General features: G+C 57.1%; 15 protein-coding genes and 2 pseudogenes. 16 read left to right on the plus strand and 1 reads right to left on the minus strand.

Features of this window, described 5'->3' with window-relative positions; translation table 11 throughout:
• From AS026_RS31570 to AS026_RS31620, 11 genes and pseudogenes are all read left to right on the plus strand, one after another.
• A pseudogene (locus AS026_RS31570) lies at nt 1-369 on the plus strand (5,10-methylene tetrahydromethanopterin reductase); the annotation flags it as partial.
• Nucleotides 370-402: 33 nt separating this feature from the next.
• Nucleotides 403-1,680, plus strand: a complete 1,278-nt coding sequence (locus AS026_RS31575; protein WP_028746909.1) for an acyl-CoA dehydrogenase family protein — start codon at nt 403-405, stop codon at nt 1,678-1,680.
• Nucleotides 1,681-1,792: 112 nt separating this feature from the next.
• Complete coding sequence (locus tag AS026_RS31580; protein ID WP_028746908.1) at nt 1,793-2,800, plus strand: sugar ABC transporter substrate-binding protein; 1,008 nt, start codon at nt 1,793-1,795, stop codon at nt 2,798-2,800.
• Between the two features lie 177 nt (nt 2,801-2,977).
• Nucleotides 2,978-3,985: a sugar ABC transporter substrate-binding protein gene (locus AS026_RS31590; protein ID WP_028746906.1), complete on the plus strand. Its 1,008-nt coding sequence runs from the start codon at nt 2,978-2,980 to the stop codon at nt 3,983-3,985.
• A gap of 65 nt (nt 3,986-4,050) precedes the next feature.
• Nucleotides 4,051-5,595: a sugar ABC transporter ATP-binding protein gene (locus tag AS026_RS31595; protein WP_037075242.1), complete on the plus strand. Its 1,545-nt coding sequence runs from the start codon at nt 4,051-4,053 to the stop codon at nt 5,593-5,595.
• The gene (locus AS026_RS31600) at nt 5,585-6,601 is read left to right on the plus strand and encodes an ABC transporter permease (RefSeq protein ID WP_028746904.1); all 1,017 of its coding nucleotides are present in this window, start codon (nt 5,585-5,587) and stop codon (nt 6,599-6,601) included. The genes AS026_RS31595 and AS026_RS31600 overlap by 11 nt, the downstream gene beginning before the upstream one ends.
• 2 nt (nt 6,602-6,603) lie before the next feature.
• Nucleotides 6,604-7,575 (plus strand): ABC transporter permease, encoded by a 972-nt coding sequence (locus AS026_RS31605; protein ID WP_007539487.1) that lies wholly within the window; start codon nt 6,604-6,606, stop codon nt 7,573-7,575.
• 370 nt (nt 7,576-7,945) lie between these two features.
• Nucleotides 7,946-8,064 (plus strand): annotated as a pseudogene (locus AS026_RS44690) (methyl-accepting chemotaxis protein); the annotation flags it as partial.
• Between the two features lie 503 nt (nt 8,065-8,567).
• On the plus strand, nt 8,568-9,509 hold the full coding sequence (locus AS026_RS31610) for an amino acid ABC transporter permease (protein ID WP_007539483.1): 942 nt from the start codon (nt 8,568-8,570) through the stop codon (nt 9,507-9,509).
• A complete protein-coding gene (locus AS026_RS31615) occupies nt 9,506-10,309 on the plus strand; it encodes an amino acid ABC transporter ATP-binding protein (protein WP_007539481.1) in 804 nt (267 codons plus the stop codon). The genes AS026_RS31610 and AS026_RS31615 overlap by 4 nt, the downstream gene beginning before the upstream one ends.
• 84 nt (nt 10,310-10,393) lie before the next feature.
• A complete protein-coding gene (locus AS026_RS31620; protein ID WP_007539479.1) occupies nt 10,394-10,861 on the plus strand; it encodes a RidA family protein in 468 nt (155 codons plus the stop codon).
• A gap of 104 nt (nt 10,862-10,965) precedes the next feature.
• Here the strand turns inward: AS026_RS31620 and AS026_RS31625 are convergent, their stop codons facing one another.
• Complete coding sequence (locus tag AS026_RS31625; protein ID WP_007539478.1) at nt 10,966-11,919, minus strand: LysR family transcriptional regulator; 954 nt, start codon at nt 11,917-11,919, stop codon at nt 10,966-10,968.
• 167 nt (nt 11,920-12,086) lie between these two features.
• Here AS026_RS31625 and AS026_RS31630 point away from each other — a divergent pair, with 167 nt between their 5' ends.
• The 5 genes from AS026_RS31630 to AS026_RS31650 all read left to right on the plus strand — a co-directional run bounded on the left by AS026_RS31630 (nt 12,087) and on the right by AS026_RS31650 (nt 18,862).
• On the plus strand, nt 12,087-12,926 hold the full coding sequence (locus AS026_RS31630) for an ABC transporter substrate-binding protein (protein WP_007539477.1): 840 nt from the start codon (nt 12,087-12,089) through the stop codon (nt 12,924-12,926).
• 92 nt (nt 12,927-13,018) lie between these two features.
• Nucleotides 13,019-14,230 carry an aminotransferase class V-fold PLP-dependent enzyme gene (locus AS026_RS31635; RefSeq protein WP_245307699.1) on the plus strand — a complete coding sequence of 404 codons (1,212 nt, stop codon included), beginning with the start codon at nt 13,019-13,021 and terminating at the stop codon, nt 14,228-14,230.
• Nucleotides 14,231-14,548: 318 nt separating this feature from the next.
• The gene (locus tag AS026_RS31640; RefSeq protein WP_007539475.1) at nt 14,549-16,213 is read left to right on the plus strand and encodes a choline dehydrogenase; all 1,665 of its coding nucleotides are present in this window, start codon (nt 14,549-14,551) and stop codon (nt 16,211-16,213) included.
• A gap of 57 nt (nt 16,214-16,270) precedes the next feature.
• The gene (locus AS026_RS31645) at nt 16,271-17,398 is read left to right on the plus strand and encodes an alcohol dehydrogenase family protein (protein WP_007539474.1); all 1,128 of its coding nucleotides are present in this window, start codon (nt 16,271-16,273) and stop codon (nt 17,396-17,398) included.
• A 48-nt stretch (nt 17,399-17,446) separates the two neighbouring features.
• The gene (locus AS026_RS31650) at nt 17,447-18,862 is read left to right on the plus strand and encodes an FAD-binding oxidoreductase (RefSeq protein WP_007539473.1); all 1,416 of its coding nucleotides are present in this window, start codon (nt 17,447-17,449) and stop codon (nt 18,860-18,862) included.
• Nucleotides 18,863-18,905: the final 43 nt, after the last annotated feature.

The following is an 18,905-nucleotide window of genomic DNA, read 5'->3' on the forward strand; positions in this document are numbered from 1 at the left end:
TGGACCATCGATGAACTAGCGAAATTCGGTGGCATCGGCGGGATGGGGCCAGTCTTTGTCGGCTCGGGCGAGCAGATTGCCGATATTCTGCAAGAATGGGTGGCTGAAACCGGCGTCGATGGTTTCAACATCGCCTATGCCGTGACGCCCGGCAGCTTCGAAGATGTCGTCGAGCACGTTGTGCCACAACTTCAAAAACGCGGCGCCTATCCGACAGCCTACCGTCCCGGAACGCTCCGCGAGAAGTTGTTCGGCAACGGTCCCTATCTGCCAGCCACCCATCCGGCCAACGCGTATCGGGACATCGAGGCGGTCAAGCGCCGCGAGGCCGCAGCCCTGACGCCCCAGCTGAAAACGATTGGCGCGTAATCGCTGCCACAGCCTCTTAACATTAGGTGCATCATGTCACAGGTTGATCAAGCTTGGGGAGCGGGGCCGAGTGCCCGCTACGAGGACCTCGCCAAGAAATTTCGTCCGCTTTTCGAGGAGATCAGACAAGGCGCCATAGCTCGCGAGTTCAACCGCATCCTTCCTGATGCCCAGATCGCGTTGCTAAAACGTGCGGGCTTCGGTGCACTTCGCCTGCCGGAGGGCGAAGGTGGACTTGGAGCGACGCTGGCGGAGTTCTTCAATCTCTTGATCGAACTGTCCGCCGCCGACTCGAACATAACGCAGGCACTGCGCGGCCATTTTGGTTTTGTGGAAAACGTCGTCAACACAGCACCGAGCGCTTTCCGTAGACGTTGGGCTGAGCGCATTTCTAACGGTGAGATCGCTGGCAACGCCTGGACCGAGATTGGCAATGCCAGCCAAGGCGCCTTTGCAACCCATATCGCCCGCAAAGGCGATGGCCTCGTGCTCAACGGCGAGAAATACTACACGACCGGTTCGCTTTTTGCCGATTGGATCGATGTCGGCGCGACAGGCCTGGAAGGCGAGGGCATCACCGTGCTCGTGCGCCGCGACGACCCGGGTGTGCGCGTTGTCGACGACTGGGACGGGTTCGGGCAGAAGCTGACCGCAAGCGGAACCACGACATTTTCCGATGCGAGGGTAGATCCCCTTGACGTCGTGGTCGACGACACGAAGTTTGGCTACAGCCCTGCGTTCTACCAGACTGTTCATCTGGCGACCTTGGCCGGGATAGGCCGCGCTATCGCCATTGAGACCGCCGCTGCGGTTTCGGCACGAACACGCCAATTTTCGCACGCTGCCGGTCCCCGATCGAGCCAGGATCCACAGGTGCTCCAGGTCGTTGGCCGCATTCGCTCCAATGCCTACGCCACCACTGCAATCGTGTTGCAGGTTGCGGCGGCCCAAGAACGCGCCCATGTCGCCAATTTGGCGGGCAATGACGAGGCCGTGGAACGCGCAAATGCGGTTGCCGAACTGGAAACATCACAAGCCCTCGGCGTGGTCACCAATCTGGTTCTCGAGGCGTCGACGATCCTGTTCGACACGCTGGGCGCCTCGGCAGCGAAATCGTCCACCGCGCTCGACCGTCACTGGCGTAACGCACGAACGATATCGTCACACAATCCCCGCATCTACAAAGACCGGATCGTCGGTGATTTCGCGGTGAATGGAACGCCGCCGCCCGGTCAGTGGCGCATCGGGCAAGCACCGGCATTAACGGCAGAGAGCCCGGACAAAGTCGACGAAAGTTCCGCTGCGGCCTGACCGCCGTCAAGGGGATGCGCGCTCGTGGCGCGCTGCAAGGTGCAGGGCGCGTGAAGTGCATTCAACCTCCCGAGCCTCTCGGGCACCAATTTCGCTATTGTAGGAGATGTCCATGATAGAAAGTCCAGATCGCGGTCTCGGCCGCCGTGAAGTCCTGAAACTCACCGCGCTTGCCAGCGCAACGGTCGCCGGTGCCGCTTTGGTCGGCGTCAGCCCCGGCCTGGCAAGCGGCGAGCTGTCTCTTAAGGGCAAGCGCATCGGCATCAGTACCGTGGGCACAGACCACCACGCCGATCTCCAGGCTTATAACGCCCAGATCGAGGAGGTGAAACGCCTGGGCGGCGTTCCGATCGGCGTTGATGCCGGGCGCAACGACGGCAAGCTCATCTCCCAGCTTCAGACACTGATCGCGCAGAAGCCCGACGCCATCATCCAGCAGCTCGGCACGCTCACGGTTATCGATCCCTGGCTGAAGAAGGCGCGTGATGCCGGCATCCCCGTCCTCACCTTGGACGTCGGATCGACGAACTCGCTGAACAACACGGCATCCGACAATTGGGAAATCGGCAAGAACCTCGCTCTGCAGCTGGTCTCGGACATTGGCGGCGAGGGCAAGATCGTAGTCTTCAACGGCTTCTACGGGGTCACGCCCTGCGCGATCCGCTACGATCAGCTGGTGAATGTGATCAAGTATTTCCCGAAGGTGGAGATCATCAAGCCGGAGCTACGCGACGTTATCCCCAATACCGTTCAAGATGCCTTCACCCAGGTCACCGCCATCGTGAACCGCTACCCGGAAAAAGGCTCGATCAAAGCGATCTGGTCGGCCTGGGATATCCCTCAAGTGGGAGCCACACAGGCTCTCGTGGCCGCCGGCCGCACGGATATCAAAACATACAGCATCGACGGCAGCCCGGAAGCGCTGCAATTGCTCGCCGATCCGAACTCCCCTGCTGCCGCCAATGTGGTCCAGCAGCCGGCCGAACTTGGGCGCACCGCGGTCCGCAATGTTGCCCGTGTCCTGGCTGGCGAGACCTTGCCGCGGGAGACCTATGTTGCGTCCATGCTTGCGACCAAGGACAACGTCAAAGAGGTCATCGAGAAACTCGGCGTGCATTAGGTCGGGGCTAAGACGGTATTCCAGTGCTTCCGCGGTATGTCGTCTTGTCTTTCAACGATCAACAGCGCGTCGTTTTGAAGCTGCGAGACAACAATGATGGCCTTGCCAGCTGCAACTGCCACGATCTCCGCCTCGCATCGCAACAGCCAAAGCAACCCACAATCAAAGGAGTAAATCATGACTGAAAAATCAGCCACAGGTCTCGGCCGCCGCGACCTTCTGAAGTTTACCGCACTGGCGGGCGCAGCGGTCGCCGGTGCCGCAGCGATCGGGATTCGTCCGACACTTGCTGCTGAAGACCTGCCGCTCAAAGGCAAGCGCATCGGCATCAGCGCCGCCGGCACTGACCACTTCTTCGATCTCCAGGCCTACAATGCCCAGATCGAGGAGGTAAAGCGGCTGGGTGGCGAGCCGATCGCCGTGGATGCGGGGCGCAACGACGGCAAACTCGTTTCGCAGCTCCAGACCCTTATCGGGCAGAAGCCGGACGCCATTGTCCAGCTTCTTGGAACGCTGACGGTCATCGACCCCTGGCTCAAGAAGGCCGGCGATGCAGGCATACCGGTTTTGACCATCGACGTCGGCTCCACTTATTCACTGAACAACTCGACCTCAGACAACTGGGGTCTCGGCAAGGACCTCGCCCTGCAGCTCGTGTCCGATATCGGCGGCGAAGGCAAGATCGTCGTGTTCAACGGCTTCTACGGCGTCACGCCTTGTGCGATCCGTTACGATCAGCTCGTAAACGTCGTGAAATATTTCCCCAAGGTGGAGATCATCAAGCCGGAACTGCGCGATGTCATCCCCAATACCGTCCAAGATGCCTTTACCCAGGTGACCGCGATCCTCAATCGCTATCCAGATAAAGGTTCGATCAAAGCAATCTGGTCGGCCTGGGATGTGCCGCAGCTTGGCGCAACGCAGGCTCTTGTGGCTGCTGGGCGAACCGAGATCAAGACTTATGGCGTCGATGGCAGCCCGGAAGTCCTCCAGCTGGTCGCCGACCCCAAGTCTCCAGCCGCAGCCGACGTTGCACAGCAACCGGCAGAGCTCGGGCGCACCGCCATTCGCAACGTTGCCCGCCTGCTTTCTGGCGAAAAACTGCCACGCGAAACCTACGTGCCGGCGCTTCTCGCCAACAAGGCGAACGTCGGCGAGGTCACCAAAAAGCTGGGCATCGGCTGACTTTAGTGACCAGGCCGCGCCTCTGTTCAAAGGTGCGGCCATCGTTCAGCGTGCGGAGCACCCATATGAGCCAAATAATCGCAGCGGAAACTGACCCTGCCGACATTCTCAAGCTGAGCCAGGTCGTCAAGACCTTCGGGGGGGCGCGCGCTCTTGATGGCGCGGGACTGACTGTAAGACGGGGAACAGTGCATGGGTTGGTCGGCCAAAATGGAGCTGGCAAATCCACACTGATCAAGGTCCTCGCCGGTCTCCACCAGCCAGACGATGGCGCAATAGAGATCGATGGCACGACACACGCGCGGCTGACCCCGAAGCTTGCGGAAGAACTTGGCATCCACTTTATCCACCAGGATCGGCTCCTGCCGCCAAGCTTCACTGTCGGGGAAGCGCTTTTCTTAGGTGACGAACCAAGCCTTGGGGCGACACCCTTTCTCGATCGTCGGCGCATGCGACACGAAGCGGCGCGCCTGCTCAAGTTCTATTTCGAGATCGAACTGCCTCAGAACGCGCTGATCTCGGAGCTGACCACGGCGGAAAAGCAAATCATTCAGATCACTCGTGCATTGATCCGCAAGCCCAAGGTTCTCGTTTTCGATGAGCCAACAGCAGCGCTCGTGCGCCAGGAGGCCGATATTCTGTTTCGGCTGATCAGGCGGCTCGCCAACGAAGGCGTCACAATCTTGTACATCTCTCATTACCTCAGAGAAATCGAAGACATCTGCCAGACCGTCACGATCTTGAGAAATGGCCGTGATGTTGCGACGCTTGCCCTGTCCGAAACCTCTGCCGAGGAAATCGGTCAGTTGATGATAGCGCGCGAGACAGGTGATCTCTTTCCCGCTCGTCAGGTGCGCCTCGGCGAGGAGTTTCTTCGCGTGCAAGACCTCGCGGTGGCAGGCAAGTTCGAGCCGGTTTCCTTCACCTTGCGCCGCGGTGAGGTGCTCGGAATCACCGGGCTTCTCGGATCGGGTGCCAAGGACCTGATGCGTGTCCTCTTTGGGCTGGAACGGGCAACATCGGGGACAATTGTCCACGAAGATCGTAACGTCGGACTTGCCTCGCCGCGAGACGCGGCCAAGGCAAGATTTGCCCTGGTCCCGGAGGATCGTCGTCGCCACGGGGTGGCACTCGATATGAGTGTGAGAGAAAACGTGACCATCGCCAGCCTCGGCCGATTCTTGCGGTTCGGGCGGCTCGACAGGAAGGCTGAAGCAGGAGAGACGGATAAACTCGTCCGAAAGCTTCAGATCAAGGCTGACGGGCGAGAGGCCTTGGTCCGGTCACTATCTGGCGGCAATCAGCAGAAGGTGGCGATAGCGAAATGGCTGGCTCGCGACACCGACCTTTATCTGCTGGACGAACCCACAGTGGGCGTTGATATCGGCGCAAAAGCCGAGATCTATGCACTGATCGCCGACCTCGTTTCGAGCGGAGCAAGCGTCATCCTTCTCTCCACCGATCTCGATGAACTCGTCGGCATGACGGATCGGGTCCTCGTGATGTTCCGCGGGCGCGTTACGCGCGAGCTTCAATCCAGCCACACCATGGCAAACGACATATTGGCCGAGGCCACCGGCGCTCGGGAAAGGTTGCGTCATGTCAGTTGATATCGAAAGCTACGCTCCCGTTTCCGGAGCGGAACCGGAGACGCCTCAGCAAAAGACCCGGCTCGCTGCCACTTTGCTGCGTTATGGCGCCTTAATAACCTTTCTGTTGATCCTGGTCATATTCTCCGTTTCGGCGCCCTTCTTCCTTTCGGTGTTCAACATCGGCAACATCCTGGGGCAGACGGCAATCACCGGGGTTCTGGCGATAGGCCTCACGGTCGTCGTGATAGCGGGAGGCCCGAATGTCGTGACCGGCGGCATCGATCTGTCGCTCGCCGCCAACATGGGTCTTAGTGCAGCCATTTACGCGAGCTTGATACAGGCAGGCTACGGTGACGGCGCCGCCGTGATCGCGGCGCTCGGTTCAGGCCTTGCGGTCGGTGCGGTAAACGCGATTGCGGTGGCCGGGATCGGCATCGTGCCTCTTTTGGCGACGCTGGCGGTCATGAATGTCATTGCCGGGCTCGAGCTTGTGCTGACCGAAAACACGGTCATTCCTGCCTCCGGCGATGTGCTCACAGCACTCTCCTCCCAGGGGCCTTTAGGTATCCCGGTGCTTGGCTATGTTCTGATCGCCTTTTCGCTTGCGATGTCTCTTCTCGTGCAGGGTACGCGCTATGGGCTGCGACTTTATGCGGTTGGTGAATTTCCGGAAGCCGCGCGCTCCGCAGGCATTCCGGTGAAGGCCTATCTCGCCGCAGCCTTCCTGATCAGCGGTCTTTGTGGTGGTCTCGCCGGCATCCTCAATACAGCATATCTCAGTGGCTCAAGCACGGGTTCGGGCGAGATGCTCCTGCCTGTGGTCGTCACCGCGCTGCTCGGATCGGTGTTTTCCCGCCGACTTGTTCCGACCGTCGGCGGCACCCTGCTATCGGCTTTGTTCGTCGGTGTTCTTCTCAACGGCTTTCAGCTCCTCAATCTCTCCAGCACGCTGGTCAGCGGCGTCCAGGGTGTACTGATCCTGCTGACCGTATCGGTTACGACACTTATTCGCAGGGACGTTTGACCATGGCGACCAAATCTCTTTCCAGGAATGTTGTCGCGCTCGGCGGCCGAACGGCTCTGATCATCGCGCTGATCTGCGTCTTTTGGCTGTTTGCCTCGCTAGCGCCGAGCTTCCTGACAGCTGGCAATCTTTCAAGCCTGCTTGCCAACAATTTCAGCTTGCTGGCAATCGTAGCCGTCGCCATGACCTTCGCCGTGGCTTCCGGCGGTATCGATCTGTCGATCGGCGCGGCGATCGATTTTTCCAGCCTCGCTCTCGTGTCATTGGTGCTGACTGGCCATTCCGTCGGTGTTGCGGCCTTAGGCGGGCTTGCCGCGGGAGCGCTTGTCGGTGTGTTCAACGCGATCCTTATTTCCTGGGCAGGCCTTTCGCCTTTTCTTGCGACGCTTGGCACGCTCTTTGTCGGCCGCAGCATTCAGCAGCTGCTCACCAATGGCGGCAACCCGATCTACCTCCCGCAAAATGCGATACCGGGTTCTTTCCGTGCTATCGGGCATGGCACGATCCTCGGTGCCCCGGTGCCGCTGATCATCGCGCTCGCCACGGCGGCGGCCGCCGCCTTCCTACTTTCGCAGAGCCGGTTCGGCCGCGCGGTCGTTGCCGCAGGCGTGCAAGCCGATATTGTGCGCTATTCCGGGCTGCCGCTGCGCCTCATTCTTGCAGGAACCTATGTCCTGATCGGCGTCATCGCAGCGGTGGCAGGCCTGGTCCTGACCTCGACCGTGACAGTCTACGTACCCAATTCAGGCAACGCATTTTTGCTCAATTCCGTTGGCGCCGCATTCATAGGGACAACCATCCATATCCACGGTCGCCCCAATATCGTGGGGACCGTACTCGGCGTTTTGCTGCTTGCTATCGTCGCAAACGGCCTGCTCTTGAGCGGCCTGAATTTTTACTGGCAGCAGGTTGGAACGGGCACCTTGATCTTTCTCGTCCTGGCGCTCAGCTTTGCGACACGAAAGGCCAGCTAAACGGTAGGCGCGGCCAGCTCCTCCATTGTCAAAATCGGCGTTGACCACCAAGACCGCGAAGCATACGCCTTCTCCATCTAAGCCGAGTAACACGGTGGTATGCTGGGGGCCGCGCGTAGGCTGGGCTGTCTTCGCCAAGTGCCGCCATGCTGGCGGTGATCGGATTTGCCTCACGTGGCTCCGTGTTCAAGATGTTCAGCAATCTGCTCAACGACGAACAAGGCATGCTCGCTTACCTCTGGCAGGCCCATCAGCTCGAAGAGGCGTTTCGGGTCTTGCAACTTCTCTTCCCGGAAATTGGCATTGCTGGACCTCGTAATGCTTTGCGTTCCTCGTTGGCACCCAGCAAGTGTTTGGCGGCGCCGGCTAGGCCCGCAGGGGCTTTGCCGCCGTTGCCCAGGAGATCCGGGAACTCGCTAACGATCGGCCCAGGCGGCACGAGAGATCAAGGAACTGATCCGCAATTCCACCGACGAAGTGACCGCCGGCGGATCGTCACGGAGTTTCCGCTTCGACGGCACTGAGGACCTTTCGCAAGCGAAGGCGAGAAGCCGCTGACAGCGGTTCACGGCGAGCAACACGATTAGCGTGACAGTTTATGCATCCGGCTCATTTTGATGATGCGCATTATTAATTTGATTGAATAGCTTAGCCGTCTCAGAATGCACAAGAGGCAATAGATATTGAGGAGACGTTACCTATCAATTCGGCCAGATCAGTCCAGGGTGCGTGCGGGTTTGTCCATTTTCCGAGCGTGAGCGGCGTCCTTGGATCTGGCTGCTGGTGAAACGAAACTCATTGAGTGCCACAGCTAGGCGCATGAAACTCGCATGCGTGAACAGCCACGCGGAAGACTGCAGCTTCGGGCTTGGGTGGTTGTTGGACCGCCGATCTCAGATTGCAGACACAACACTAAGGGAATAACGCGACACGCCGGGACTACTCGCTGCATTGGCGCGCTACCGGCTACGCGCAAAGCGGAGAGGACAGGTATGACACGTAAGCAGTCCGAAGCACAGAGGGTCGACGGTTTTGACCCAGAGCCGATGGTTATCGTCCCACTTAAACACCCCTGGAGATGGACGGCGATCATCGTGGTGTCTGTGTCGATTGCCGCGGCAGCGAGATCTGCAATTTCTAACCCCGAGTTCCAATGGCCAGTCGCTGGACAGTATCTGTTCAATCCGCTCATACTCGATGGTCTTGCGCAAACGCTCCTGATTACGCTGGTCGTGATGATCCTAGCCGCCATCGGGGGGACCATTGCTGCATTGATGATGCTTTCCAAAAGCAGGTTGCTTTCTGCCCCTGCAGCAATCTTCGTGTGGTTCTTTCGAGGCACGCCGGCGCTGGTTCAGCTGATCCTCTGGTACAATCTCTCGATAGTCGTGAAAAACTTGACGCTCTGGCTGCCGGGTCTTGGTACAGTGTATTCCATTCCAACGAATGACGTCATGACGCCGCTCGTCTCGGCCATTGTTGCGCTGTCTCTGCATGAATCCGGCTATATGGCAGAGATTGTGAGGAGCGGGCTCAAGTCGGTTAACCGGGGCCAATATGAGGCTTCGGCATGTCTGGGCATGAAGCCCAACCTGGCATTGAGAAGGATCGTTCTTCCGCAAGCAATGAGGATGATTATTCCGCCAACCGGTAACGAGACGATCAACCTTCTGAAGACCACATCTCTGGTCAGCATTATCGCGGTCGGGGATCTGCTTTACTCCGCGCAATCTATATATGCCCGGACTTTTGAAACCATTCCCCTGCTTCTCGTCGCATCCTTTTGGTACCTCGCGGTGGTGTCGGTCATGTCCGTGGGGCAATTCCATTTGGAAAGACACTTCAGCCGGGATGAGCGGCGCAGCAATCCGAGCATCACGAAGGTGATCTTCGGCAGCCTGATAAAGATGCGCCAGAAGGAGATCCTGGCATGACCAGATCAGGAAACCACCATGATCGCTTTGGAATCGCACCAACGACAATGGTCCACGCCAAGGGCATCCGTAAATCCTATGGCCATCTCGAGGTCCTCAAGGGCGTTGACATGACGGTACCTGCGGGAACGGTTGCGTGCATCATTGGCCCATCTGGATCCGGAAAGAGCACATTCCTGCGGTGCATCAACCACCTGGAAGAAATCAACGGCGGTTTGATGCTTGTCGACGGAGACTTTGTTGGCTACCGCCTTGAGGGAAATAGACTCTACGAACTTACGCCGAGTACGATTTGCAAGCGCCGTGCCGAAATCGGGATGGTGTTCCAACAGTTCAACTTGTTTCCTCACATGACTGTGCTCGAAAATCTGATTGAGGCTCCTGTACGGGTGAAGCTGGAGCCCGTCGATCAGGCAACGTTTAATGCGATCGAACTGCTTAAGCGAGTGGGCCTTGCCGATAAGCGGGACGCGTATCCAAGACAGTTGTCGGGCGGCCAGCAACAGCGGGTCGCCATCGCCCGGGCGCTCGCGATGAACCCAAAGGTTTTGCTGTTTGATGAGCCGACATCCGCCCTTGACCCAGAACTGGTGGGCGAGGTGCTTGAGGTGATGAAAGGCCTGGCGCGTGAGGGCATTACAATGGTGGTCGTCACGCACGAAATCGGATTTGCGCGAGAGGTGGGCGATCAACTGATTTTCATGGACGGCGGTGTCGTCGTTGAGGCGGGCGACCCGAGGGAAATGATTGCCAATCCTCAGTCTCCACGGACACGAGAATTTTTGGCACGAGTCCGTTGACGACAGTGAACCGGTTAGTCCGAACCGTCGATCGGAATTGCCGGAATTAAGTCGGTTAATCGGTCCACATCATAGGGTCTACATATGACTTCGTCTTTCGAACAGCGCATCGTCGAACTGGGTATTGAATTGCCCAAACCGCCGAAACCGGTGGCGAGCTATGTTGCGACGCATCAGATCGGAAAACTCCTTTATATCTCGGGGCAGCTGTGTTTGGCGCCGGACGGGAAGCTTGTGGCGACAGGCTCACTCGGGGATAATGTTTCGGTTGAAAGTGGCATCCTTGCCGCGCGAGCGGCCGCAATAAATGTCGTGGCTCAAGCCAAGCAAGCACTTCAGGGCCTGGATAAAATCAAGCGGGTTGTTCGACTGGGCGGGTTCATTTCGGCATCCCCTTCGTTTTCAGAGCACGCACGCGTCATGAACGGTGCCTCCGACCTCATTGTTGAAATTTTTGCCGAGCAAGGGCGCCATACGCGAAGCACAATTGGCGTTTCTTCCCTGCCATTGCAGGCCGCTGTTGAGGTCGAAGCGCTGTTTGAACTGCATTAACTCGCTGCCTAATGAAACGGTACCTCCGATCTCGCACGAAGATCGCTTGATAGGGGCTTTGCGTTGGCGAGCTGCAACGATGTGCGGTTTCGTCACGCCGGCTGTTAAAGCTCCAGACGCTTGTACACGCCCTGTTTCAGCATCCTCTGCTTCTCGGAAACGGTTCTGATCAAGTCGCGGAACCATCGGTGCCCGGGGTCGAGTTCATTTGCCTTGTCGAAGATCAGCGAAATCGTGACATCGGGAAGGGCCATTGGTGGAGGAACGATTACAGTCTCACTCTCTTCCGTGAGGGCAAGCAGCACACCGTCACCAAATACGGAAATCAGGTTGGTGCCTTTCATGACCCAGGGAGCGACCAGGTAATGAGGTATGGTTGCAACGACTTTCCTATTAAGACCGAGCCGCTGCAATGTGATGTCCGCTACCCCCGCCGCAATTCCGTCCGCTGATATTTGAAGGTGTGGCGACGTGAGATAGCGATCCAACGTCATGTTGGTGAAGGCTGAATTTCCCTTCCAGCCGCCGCACACCATTGGATCCCGCGAAAGCTCCATAACCTCGAAATTCTCAGCATCGAGCCTGGCGTTGCCAAGGACCGCGCACTCCACTTCGCGGCTCTTCAATGAACCGAGGGCATCCGGTTCTCTGGCGTGAACAACATTCAAGGATGCCTTCGGGGCGAGCTTCGAGAATGTTTCGATCAATGCCGGCAGATAGGTGATCGCGGTATAGTCGGACAGTCCTATGCGGAAATTCCTTGATGTGGTCGACGGGTCGAAATTCAGATGCCGGTCAACAGCAATCCGGATTTCATGCAGAGAGCGGGAGATAACCTCAGCCAACTCCTTCGCCCGGGCGGTGGGCTCCATAATCCCGGACTCTCGAGTGAAGAGCTCATCCTGAAAAACTTCGCGAAGTCTGCCAAGTGCATGGCTTATAGCGGATTGCGTCCGTCCGAGCCGGTCGGCGGATCTCGTTACGCTCCGTTCCCGCATAAGGACATCAAACGTTCTCAGTAGGTTAAGATCGATATGGTTGAGGGAGAACTCGGTCATGCAGCAACCCTGGAAAGACGCATTAAAGGTCGACAGCTATACGGTGGCGCCCAAATTAGCAATGAATCTTGCTCATGTTGTCAATGCATATTTTCAATTCGATTCACATCATACGATGTGGTCTCCTCATGGTGCCAACGCCACCGATCAGATAAAAGGGGATCATCATGAAGGCAGCGCATCTTGGAATTTTCTTCGCAGCAGCGCTTGTGCAAAACGCCGTCGGAGCGGAGATTCCGCTGATCGACTCCGTCAAGTCATCGGGCACGTTCAGCATAGCGAGCGGCCTGGACTACGCGCCCTTCGAGTTCGTCGATCCTAACGGTCAGCCGGCAGGATTGGACGTAGATTTGGCGAATGCGGCTGCAAAGCTCATTTCGGTCAAGCTCGATATTCAGCGGATACCGTTTGCGTCCCAAATTCCCTCACTGGCAGCTGGAAGAGTGAAAGTCGCCTGGGCAACCTTCACTGTTAAAGAAGATCGCTTGAGGCAGGTCGACTTCGTCACGTTTCTCCAGTCCGGGACCGTGGCAATGGTGCTTCCAGACAAGAAGGATAGCATCTCCGGCGCTCAAGACCTCTGTGGCATGCGAGTTGCAGTCCAGACAGGCTCGGCCGCCGATTTCACGGCCGACAAGCTCAGCGAGAGCTGCACGAAATCCAATCTGCCGAAAATCGAAAAGTTGATCTTTCCCGAGCAGAAAGACACGATCCAAGCGGTCTTAACCGGTAGGGTCGATGCCCGCTTCGACGATTCCACAGCAGCAGGGTACTACGAGCAGACAAGCAAGGGAAAGCTCGTCGTGGCCCCGGGTGTCTACGACATACTGCCGTTAGGTGTTGCCGTCCAGAAGGGCGATAAGGCGACCGCCGAAATGATGCAAGCCATCTTTCAGCAACTAATCGCCAATGGAGAGTACAAGGCTATCCTTGATAAATACGGCATGACTCTCGCGGCGGTCGAGAAGTCCCGTATCATCACGTCGGTCAATGAGATTGCGGAATGACACGATGGCGAGCGGATTCTCACGAGTCCGCTCGCTGTCCCCAACGCTTCGGCATGGTCTGCTGCGCCCGCGCTCACGAGACAACAGAACCTATGGAGATTCTGGGTGCATTTTGGACTGAGGTCACTATGAACGCTGATGCTTACATAAAGCTCGACAAGTCTGAGCTCGCTAATATCCGCGCGCAGTATCCGATTGTTGAAAAATGCATTTACTGGAACAATGCGGCCGTGTCCCCTATCTCGATCGGCGTGAGGGATGCTATTGCTCGGCAGGCGGCGCTCCATACCCTGGATACGTCCGGGATTACGGTCGCAAGCGGGCCGACACGAGATGAGGGCCGTCGCCTCGCAGCAAAGCTCGTAGGCTCAACTGCCGACCGGGTTGCCTACATTCAAAACACTTCGCATGGTCTATCGCTCGTCGCATTGGGTATTGACTGGAACGCTGGTGACAACATCGTTGTGCCGGAACTAGAGTTTCCATCGAACTACCTAATCTGGGAATCGCTTTCCCGACACGGCGTCGAAGTTCGTAAGATGAAAGCGCGTGATGGAGCGCTGGCTCCTGATGACCTTCGCCCGCTCGTTGACGTTAGGACAAAGCTGGTGGCGGTGAGTCATGTCCAATTCTACAGCGGGTTCCGTGTCGATCTTGCGGCGTTTTCGCAGATCTGCAGCGAATTCGACGCGCTTTTGGTGGTGGACGGTACGCAATCAGTTGGAGTGCTTAACATCGATATGGCGGCGGACGGGGTCGACGTGCTCGCTGTGAGCGCACATAAATGGATGCTCGGCCCAGTTGGAATCGGCTTCATCGCCTTCTCCGAGAAGGCATTCGCTCGCATCCGGCCAAGCATAGTGGGTTGGCTGAGCGTGAACGACGCGTTTTCGTTCCATCGCGTGCTCGATTTTCTTCCGGACGCTAGGAGATTTGAGCCTGGCACCGAAAATGGTCCCGGTGTTTTCGGTCTTGCCCGTCGACTTGAAGAGATCGACTCCATCGGCATGAAGCAGATCGAGGACTACGTCATGGAACTCGGAAACAAGATCCGGACGCAGGCGAAACGTGCAGGATACAACGTCATGAGCGATTGGCCGCCCCAATCCCAATCTGGCATCATTTTGGTCAGGAATTCGGCTATCCCGACGAGTGTCTTGTTCGAGCGCTTAAATTCCGCCGGCATAAAGTGCAGCGTAAGAAACGATGCAATCCGCTTTTCTCCTCACTGCTACAGCAATGACGACGAACTCTCGTCGGTTTTCGACGTGCTACGGAGCGCGTCGCAGTCTTATGCTGGGTAAAGAGCTGTTAAACGGTCATCGCTGAGCGGCCTTGATCGTCTGGACGTGGTCCAGGCCCACTTCCACTCCAAGGACCCTAAGAACACGGATTATCAGATCACCGCTGTTTAGGATCCGGACTGAAGGGTTCCCCCAGAGACCGAGCAGGGCAGGACAGTCTGCTCGGTCATCTTTGCCCGTCTTGGCAAAAGCTTGCCAACCACACCAGACTATCTTGACGCTCGCCGATGCTCGATATACTACTTGGTCTAATTACATACCGTTTAGTTTGCGCGGCTTGTAATCGTGATTCGGCCGGGGTATCTGGAGCGAAAACCTATGCAGCAGGAATACGATTTTATCGTTGTAGGCGGTGGCTCGGCCGGATGCGCGTTAGCTTCTAGATTGAGTGAGGTCGCCTCCGTGGACGTCCTGCTGGTTGAAGCAGGTCCGGACGCGAACCCGTGGCAGATCCGCATGCCGCTTGCAGTCGACGGCCTCCTGAACGCCACTACGTATAATTGGAACTTCCAGTCAGAAGCAGAAGCAGGCCTTGAGGGCCGGAGAATAACACACCCCAGAGGACGTGTCTTGGGCGGCTCCTCCGCGATCAACGGAATGGTCTACACGAGGGGAAATCCTCAAGATTACGACAGTTGGCGCGATGAGAACGGATGCACGGGTTGGGGCTATGCCGATGTGCTTCCATATTTCATGCGAATGGAAACCGCCAAAGCCGGCGACGACCGCTATAGAGGAAGAAGTGGACCGCTGGAAGTAACTCGCCCCAAGCCCTCAAACCCATTGAACCAAGCGTTTCTAGATGCCGGCAAAGCTCTCGGATATCCATTGTCAGACGACTCCAATGGACCTCAGCATGAGGGCTTTGCCGTGGCCGAGCAGACGATCGTCAACGGTCGGCGAAACAGTTCCGCAGCCGCATTCCTAAGCGCAGCTGTGAGAAGCCGGCCGAATCTGACGATCAATTCTGGCAATCCCGTTGAAAGGGTTTTCTTCGAGGGAAGGCGGGCGGTCGGCGTCAGATGCTGCACTAGAAACGGGCCGAGAGACTTTCGCGTTCGCCGCGAAGTCATTCTTTGCGCAGGGGGTGTCGGGTCGCCTCATATTTTGCTTCTCTCCGGCGTCGGCCCTGCAGAGCAACTCCGCAAGAATGGTATTCCTGTGGTTCACGATAGAAGTGCGGTGGGAGCGAACCTTCAAGATCATCTCGATCTGCCAATCCAGTACCGATGCAAGCAGCCTATCAGTCTAAGGCGGAGCGCGGAATGGCCTCGGAAGGCATTTGTTGGGATAAATTGGTTTCTATTCAAACGGGGCGTAGCCGCAAGCAACCAATTTGAGGTCAGCGCATATGTCCGCAGCCGCCCCGGCATCTCGAAGCCAAATTTGAAATTTGAGTTTTTTCCGCTCAGCATTTCGCACTCGAACTACAAGCCCTATCCGGAGGAGGCGTTTCAGGTGCACTGTACCTTGGAGACGTCCCATGCCCGTGGGAGTATAAGCCTCCGCACCGCTGATCCTTCGGACAAGCCCGTCCTGCATTTCAACTATCTTTCGGACGATCGTGACATGGAAACGTTTCGCGAGGGGATCGGGTTGGTTCGCGAGTTAATAGCTTCGCCCCCGTTTGACGAATTCCGAGGCGCCGAAATCGAACCAGGAAGAGACGTACAGAGTAAGGAAGCGCTGGACCAGTGGATCCGGCATCGCGCCACCACCGCTTACCACATCTCCAGCACATGCAGTATGGGACGAGCGGACGACCCCAACGCGGTGGTGAGCCCCGAGCTCAAAGTGCATGGAATCGAGGGGCTGCGAGTCGCAGATAGTTCTGTGATGCCGGTGATCGTGACGTCCAACCTGAACGCGACCGCGATCATGATCGGTGACCGAGCAGCGGATTTCTGTCTCGGCCGACCGCAACTTAGCCCGTCTAACGAACCGTATTGGGTGAACCCTGATTGGCAAAGTAGCCAGCGGTGACAGCGCAACTTTCGTTAAGCAAGCACTCCAGCGATCACGCCAAGTGGGAGACATTTAATGATCAAGACAAATAAGGTTCCGGAAAAGATGCGTGCCGTTGTCCTTACTGGCTTTGGAGGAATCGACAAGCTTCAATATCGAGACGACGTCGCCGTCCCAAAGCCCGGTCGTGGAGAGGTATTGATACGCGTCGGTGCTTGCGGAATGAATAACACTGACATCAATCTTCGCACCAGATGGTACGATCGCGAGGTGAACGAGAGCCTTTCCGAAGATGTCGGACTGAAAGGAGCGGGCGATGCAAGAGGGGACACGAGCACGCGCGGTACTTGGAAAGAAGAGACAATAGTATTTCCGAGAATCCAGGGCGCTGCCGTGGTCGGTACGATTGCAGGTGTAGGAGTAGCTGTTGCGGAAAGCAGGATCGGCGAACGTGTGATTATCGACCCGCAGGTTCGCGATCTCTCACTGCCTAACCGTGCACAACTCGTCGCCTATCTCGGCGGCGAGAGGGACGGGGGGTACGCTGAATATACCGTGGTGCACGATGAAAACGCTCACGCGATCCAATCACACCTCTCGGATGCAGAGCTTGCAACCTTTCCGACGTCCTACGATACCGCGGAGGAGATGCTTGTTAGAGCACGATTGCAAGAAGGTGAAACCGTGATTGTTACCGGAGCCGCTGGAGGTGTGGGTACTGCACTCGTTCAGCTTTCCCTGATCCGTGGCGCTAAGGTTATCGCCATCGCGGGAGCTGCTAAAGAAGAACGACTACGTGCCCTCGGTGCGAATCATTTCGTGGCACGTGAGAAGGAAAATGTCCGCGAAGCCATCGAGGCGATCGCAGGGGACCGTGCCATCGACGTTATCGCCGATGTTGTCGGTGGGCCCTTCTTTACCGACAGCCTCAAACTGCTTCGCCGGGGCGGGCGCTATACCACCGCGGGTGCTCTAGCGGGCCCGATACAGTCCATCGATCTTCGGGACCTGATCTACAAAGATTTGGAGATGTTCGGCATCACATGCCCGACGCCCGACACCTTCAAAGCGGTAATCGATCATGTAGTCGCTGGCAGACTCAAGCCTTTGATCGAGAGAACCTATCAGCTTCAGGAAATGGCGCTAGCCCAAACGGAGTTGCTCAAGCGTAACCACGTAGGCAAGCTCGTTATCGTTCCGTAACAGGAACGACACGAGTGCAAAGACAGACGCACTTCGCGTGAGAAAATCATGAACCCTACCGAAACAGCCGTTGCAAGCTTACCGCCCGAAATCGTAGTGCTCGACCAAGACATTATCAGCAAGTACGTCACTGACTTCCGCCAGCTCTATTCTGGACGTACTTATGCAGTATTGCGGCCGCGCAGCGTGGAAGAGGTGCAACTTATCGCCTCAACACTGTTGAAACACCGGGTTCCAATTGTTCCGCAAGGGGGCAACACTAGCTACTGCACGGCCGCCACGCCCGATCGCAGTGGAAGCGAGGTGGTGGTCAGTCTCGAACGGCTGAACAAGGTGAGGGAAGTCGATGCCGGCAACCTGTCAATGACCGTAGACGCTGGTTGTATACTTAGTACGCTACACGAGGCGGCTTTTGATAAAGACCTGCTGTTCCCACTTAGCCTAGGCTCACAGCAATCGTGTCAAATCGGGGGAAACATCTCGACCAACGCGGGGGGAATTGCGGTCATAAAATATGGCATGACCAGGGACATCGTCCTGGGCCTCGAAGTCGTTCTCCCAGACGGATCGCTATTGACTGATCTCAGCCCGCTCAGGAAGAACAATTCCGGTTATGACGTGAAGCAGCTGTTTATCGGGGCAGAGGGAACGCTCGGAATCATCACTGGCGCATCGTTGAAGCTTGCGCGAAAGCCGAGGACCATTGTCACGGCTTTTCTTGCTATCGCCGACGTATCCGAACTTCCGAAGTTGCTGGATAGGGCTCAAAGGTTCACCGGTGAATCGATTACCTCGTTCGAATATATTTCTCGAAACTCCTTGGAACTGCTGATTGCCAAGCGCACGAGCCTCCGTCACCCACTTGCGGCACCCTCCGAGCACTACGTCCTTCTAGAAGCAGCGACTTCGTCTCACCTCCTCGACATAAAGGGCGCTTTGGACGCCTTGTTGGAAGAGCTGATGATCGAAGGGCTTGTGGTGGATGGCGCGGTTGCTTCCAGCGAGGAACAACGGAATCACTTCTGGCACCTTCGGGAGAATATACCGGAAGGCGAGGTCCTGAACGGCGGTTCTGTGAAACACGATATCTCTATTCGAACCTCACGGCTGGGCACTTTCATCGAGCAAGCATCGCAACTCGTGCTCTCTAACGCGCCGGATTCAATCCTTTCGATTTATGGTCACGTCGGAGACGGCAACGTGCACTTCAATGTCGTCCCGCCCGCAAATGCCGTGCCCTCGGAATTCAAGAAGAAATTTGAGCTAACCGTGTCGCCGCTCATCTACGATCTGGTTGCCTCGACAGGAGGCTCGTTCAGTGCCGAGTACGGCATTGGCCGGGTCAAACTGCATCTGCTTGCAAAATATGGCAATGCTACAAAAGTCGCGACAATGAAGAAGATCAAGGATGCGCTCGATCCGACTGGATACATGAACCCCGGCAAAGTGGTTGCGCCGAGCTAAGCCGGAGTCCGGAACAAGCGCGTTGCCGCCGCTGAAGGTTTGG

Origin of the sequence: Rhizobium altiplani (assembly GCF_001542405.1) — a bacterium.
Taxonomy (GTDB): domain Bacteria; phylum Pseudomonadota; class Alphaproteobacteria; order Rhizobiales; family Rhizobiaceae; genus Rhizobium; species Rhizobium altiplani.

Excerpts from the sequence above, each read along its gene's own strand:
- AS026_RS31575 (WP_028746909.1), top strand. The coding sequence starts at position 403 with ATGTCACAGGTTGATCAAGCTTGGGGAGCGGGGCCGAGTGCCCGCTAC.
- AS026_RS31580 (WP_028746908.1), top strand. The coding sequence starts at position 1,793 with ATGATAGAAAGTCCAGATCGCGGTCTCGGCCGCCGTGAAGTCCTGAAA.
- AS026_RS31590 (WP_028746906.1), top strand. The coding sequence starts at position 2,978 with ATGACTGAAAAATCAGCCACAGGTCTCGGCCGCCGCGACCTTCTGAAG.
- AS026_RS31595 (WP_037075242.1), top strand. The coding sequence starts at position 4,051 with ATGAGCCAAATAATCGCAGCGGAAACTGACCCTGCCGACATTCTCAAG.
- AS026_RS31600 (WP_028746904.1), top strand. The coding sequence starts at position 5,585 with ATGTCAGTTGATATCGAAAGCTACGCTCCCGTTTCCGGAGCGGAACCG.
- AS026_RS31605 (WP_007539487.1), top strand. The coding sequence starts at position 6,604 with ATGGCGACCAAATCTCTTTCCAGGAATGTTGTCGCGCTCGGCGGCCGA.
- AS026_RS31610 (WP_007539483.1), top strand. The coding sequence starts at position 8,568 with ATGACACGTAAGCAGTCCGAAGCACAGAGGGTCGACGGTTTTGACCCA.
- AS026_RS31615 (WP_007539481.1), top strand. The coding sequence starts at position 9,506 with ATGACCAGATCAGGAAACCACCATGATCGCTTTGGAATCGCACCAACG.
- AS026_RS31620 (WP_007539479.1), top strand. The coding sequence starts at position 10,394 with ATGACTTCGTCTTTCGAACAGCGCATCGTCGAACTGGGTATTGAATTG.
- AS026_RS31625 (WP_007539478.1), bottom strand. The coding sequence starts at position 11,919 with ATGACCGAGTTCTCCCTCAACCATATCGATCTTAACCTACTGAGAACG.
- AS026_RS31630 (WP_007539477.1), top strand. The coding sequence starts at position 12,087 with ATGAAGGCAGCGCATCTTGGAATTTTCTTCGCAGCAGCGCTTGTGCAA.
- AS026_RS31635 (WP_245307699.1), top strand. The coding sequence starts at position 13,019 with ATGGAGATTCTGGGTGCATTTTGGACTGAGGTCACTATGAACGCTGAT.
- AS026_RS31640 (WP_007539475.1), top strand. The coding sequence starts at position 14,549 with ATGCAGCAGGAATACGATTTTATCGTTGTAGGCGGTGGCTCGGCCGGA.
- AS026_RS31645 (WP_007539474.1), top strand. The coding sequence starts at position 16,271 with ATGATCAAGACAAATAAGGTTCCGGAAAAGATGCGTGCCGTTGTCCTT.
- AS026_RS31650 (WP_007539473.1), top strand. The coding sequence starts at position 17,447 with ATGAACCCTACCGAAACAGCCGTTGCAAGCTTACCGCCCGAAATCGTA.